2 protein-coding genes are annotated in these 3,544 nt (G+C 67.4%); both read left to right on the top strand.

The window, feature by feature from the left end; genetic code table 11:
- Nucleotides 1-2,816: cobaltochelatase subunit CobN (gene cobN / locus EOB80_RS34095; RefSeq protein WP_127332361.1), on the top strand; the 2,816-nt coding region annotated here is incomplete at its 5' end.
- On the top strand, nucleotides 2,813-3,544 hold a 732-nt coding region (cobG, locus tag EOB80_RS34100; protein ID WP_127332363.1), incomplete at its 3' end, for a precorrin-3B synthase. The genes cobN and cobG, both read left to right, overlap by 4 nt.

Genomic DNA, 3,544 nt, shown 5'->3' on the forward strand with positions numbered 1-3,544 from the left:
CCCCACCCGGCCCTGCGGGCCACCCTCCCCTCGAGGGGGAGGGAAAGGTCGTGCCTATCCTGTTCTACCGCTCGATGCTGCTGGCCGCCGATGTCGCGCCAATCGACGCACTTTTTGAAGCTCTGCGACAGCGCGGCATCAACCCAGTCCCCATCTTCGTCTCCAGCCTCAAGGACCCGGCATCCCTGGCGTTCGTGGAAACAGCACTCGCCGCGCTGAAACCCGCCGCCATTATCACCGCGACCGCTTTCGCCTCCGGCGCCGAACCCGGCAATGAGACCCTGTTCGACCGCGCTGGCGTACCCGTCTTCCAGGTCATTGTCGCCACCACCCGCCGCGACATCTGGGAGAACAACCAGCGCGGCCTGGCGCCCGCCGACCTTGCCATGCATGTCGTGCTGCCCGAGCTCGACGGCCGCATCCTGGCCGGCGCCATTTCCTTCAAGGGCGAGAGCGAGATCGATCCAGCACTTGGCCACCGCGCTTTCGCCAACCGGCCGGAACCGGATCGCGTGGCGCAAGTGGCTGACCGCGTCGCGGCCTTTATCCGCCTGCAGGAGACGCCCCGCGCCGAGCGCAAGCTGGCGATCCTGATGCCGGATTATCCGAGCGCCCCCGGCCGCACCGGCTATGCCGTCGGCCTCGACGTGCCGTCCAGCGTGCTGGCCATTCTGCAGGACCTGCGGGATCAGGGCTACGGGGTTGAGGGGATTCCGGAGACGCCGCGTGAGTTGCTGGGGCTGCTGGGGTTGAGCGACGATGGGCTGAGGCTGGACGATTATCTCGCTCTTTCAACAGAATTGCCGACGGGTGCGATTACAGCGGTAGAAGCCGCTTGGGGGACAGCAGAAGATGACTTAGGGCTGTGCGAGGCCCCCTCGCGCGGAAGCTTCCCCTTCCGCGCCGCTACCTTCGGCAACATCACCATCGCCCTCGCCCCGGATCGCGGCCGCTCCGCCGACCGCCGGGCCGACTACCACGACCCGACTTTACCCCCACGCCATGCGCTGATCGCCTTTGGCCTATGGCTGCGCAAGTCGCTCGGCGTCCACGCGCTGGTCCATGTCGGCGCGCATGGCACGCTGGAGTGGCTGCCGGGCAAGACCGTTGCGCTTTCGGAGAACTGCTTTCCCGAGATCGTCACCGGCGCCTTGCCCGTCGTCTATCCCTTCATCGTCTCCAACCCAGGCGAAGCGGCGCAAGCCAAGCGCCGCATCGCCGCCGTCACCCTTGGCCATCTGCCACCGCCGCTGACCGGCGCCGGGCTCGACGAAAACCAACACAAGCTCGAGCGGCTGGTCGATGAATATGCCCAGGCCGACGGGCTAGACCGCCGCCGCCGAGACCGTCTGGCGAAACTGATCGTCGACACCGCGCAAAAGACCGGTCTCGCCTCCGAAGCCGGCGTCGGGAAGACCGACGCCCCGGACGAAGCGCTGCGCCGCATCGACGCCTGGCTCTGCGACCTCAAGGATTTCGCCATCAAGGACGGGCTGCATATCTATGGCCGCGCGCCCGATGACGAGCCCGACGCCATGCGCCGCCAGAGCGCCGACGCCGAGAAGACGGCGCTGCTCGCCGCGCTCGATGGCCGCCACATTAAGGCCGGCCCGGCCGGCGCGCCCGCGCGGGGCCGTTCCGACGTCTTGCCCACCGGCCGCAATCTGTTCACCTCGGACCCGCGGACCATGCCGACGCCGACCGCCTATGACCTGGGCAAGGCGGCGGCGGAGGAAGTCGTGCGCGGCTACATGCAATCGCATGGCGACTGGCCGCGCTCGCTGGTCATCGATCTCTGGGGCTCGGCCTCACTGCGCACCGGCGGCGAGGAAATCGCCCAAGGCCTGGCGCTGATGGGCTGCCGGCCGCAATGGGATTCGGCGACCGGCCGCATCACCGGCATCGAAGTGCTGCCGCCGGCCACGCTCGGCCGGCCGCGCGTCGACGTCACCTGGCGCATTTCGGGCCTGTTCCGCGACATGTTCCCGACCCAGATCGCACTGATCGATGCCGCCGCCAACGCGGTGGCCGCCCGCGACGAGGACGATACGGAAAACCCGCTCGCGGCCAAAACCCGCGCTGACGGCAAGATCAGCCCGCGCATCTTCGGCACCTCACCCGGCACATACGGCGCCGGCGTCGAGGATCTCATGTCCTCCGGCGACTGGAGCGCGCGCGAAGAGATCGGCCGCGCCTATCTCGACGCCACCTCGCATGCCTATGGCGGCGCCGAGGGCGAAGGCGTCTCCGCGCCCGGCGCCTTCGAAACCCGCATCGCCGAGGCCGATCTTCTCGTCCACACCGGCGACGACCCAGGTCGCGACATCCTCGAAGGCTCCGCCGACGTCGCCTTCATCGGCGGCTTTTCCGCAGCCCTTGCGGCGCTCGGCAGGAATGCCGACGTCATCGTGCTCGACACCACGGACCCGCAAAAGCCCAAGCCGCGTTCGCTCAGTGAGGCCGTATCGCGGGTGGTGCGCGCCCGCGCCGTCAATCCACGCTTCATATCGGGACAGATGCGCCACGGCCCACGCGGCGCCTCCGAATTTGCCGAAACCGTCGACCGCCTGGTCGGCTTCGCCGAAACCACGCACGCCATTTTGGGCACGCTGATCGAGGCGGTTCATGACGCCTATCTCGGCGATCCACTGGTCCGCACCTTCATCCTGCGCGAGAACCCCGCCGCTGCCAAGGTCATCGCCGAGCGCTTCCTGTCGGCGCGACGGCGTGGCCTGTGGCATCCCCTGCGCAACTCCATCGACGACGATCTCACGGCCATGATTGCCGAGGCCGAGGCGCTTGGGGTGGCGGCATGAACGCCTTCTCTCGTCGCGGCGCCTGCCCGGCTTTGTCGGTGCCAATGCAAACCGGCGACGGGCTTTTGGTGCGGCTCAACCCGGTTGCTGGAGGCCCGACTTCTGGAGGCCCGACTTCTGGAGGATTGTCGCCGAAGCTTTTGATCGGGTTAGCCGAATCCGCCTTGCGGCATGGCAATGGCATCATGGAAGTCACCGCGCGCGGCAGTCTGCAGATACGTGGGCTGACGACGGACAGCGCGATGCTGCTGGCGGCGGAGGTCGATGCGCTTGATATCGCGGTGCGCACCGGCGTGCCGGTGGAGACCGGCCCGCTGGCCGGCATCGACCCGCAGGAGATTGCCGATCCGCGGCCACTGGCTGAACGGATCAGGGCTGCAATCGAAGAAGCTGGGCTTGCGCAACGGTTGGGGCCGAAGGTTTCGGTGATTGTCGATGGCGGTGGGCAACTTGGGCTGGATTCGGTGACGGCCGATGTTCGGCTTGCTGCAACGCGCAGTGGTGCGAGAATCCAATGGCAGGTGTCTGTCGCGGGTGACGGGCAGAATGCGAAGCCGCTAGCGTTTGCTGATGAAGGTGCGGCTCGCGACATCGCCGTCGCGGCTCTAAGAATGATTGCCGAAAAAGGCCGTGAGGCCCACGCAAGGGATCTGTCGGAGAGACAATTGGCTTCTCTCGCAGGCTGGCATTCTACGGCGCCCCCCTCTGTCCTGCCGGACATCTCCCAC

Source organism: Mesorhizobium sp. M7A.F.Ca.MR.245.00.0.0 (assembly GCF_003997415.1).
Lineage (GTDB): Bacteria > Pseudomonadota > Alphaproteobacteria > Rhizobiales > Rhizobiaceae > Mesorhizobium.